The organism is Arthrobacter ulcerisalmonis (assembly GCF_900609065.1).
GTDB lineage: Bacteria > Actinomycetota > Actinomycetes > Actinomycetales > Micrococcaceae > Arthrobacter > Arthrobacter ulcerisalmonis.
In genome coordinates this window covers 1-327 of sequence record NZ_UXAU01000066.1, presented here as the reverse complement: position 1 = coordinate 327, position 327 = coordinate 1, and the positions used below count along the sequence as shown (strand labels likewise).

Here is a 327-nt window from a genome sequence, read left to right as displayed (position 1 = left end):
CGGTATTAGACCCAGTTTCCCAGGCTTATCCCAGAGTCAAGGGCAGGTTACTCACGTGTTACTCACCCGTTCGCCACTAATCCCCCCAGCAAGCTAGGGATCATCGTTCGACTTGCATGTGTTAAGCACGCCGCCAGCGTTCATCCTGAGCCAGGATCAAACTCTCCGTTGAAGTAAAACAAAAACAGAAACAACCACCCACCCCGGAAATAACGGAGAAAAGCGGTTGCATAAAATTTGAAACCAGCCAAAAACACTGCGCACACCACGGGGTGGCGGCACAGCACAATCAACCAATCACATAACATAATCGGTATCAACAAACTT

Annotated in this window: 1 rRNA gene; it reads right to left on the bottom strand. The window is 49.2% G+C overall.

Annotation, left to right across the window (positions count from 1 at the left end):
* Positions 1–172: ribosomal RNA gene (locus PSET11_RS16540) — 16S ribosomal RNA — on the bottom strand; the annotation flags it as partial.
* Positions 173–327 lie beyond the last annotated feature (155 nt).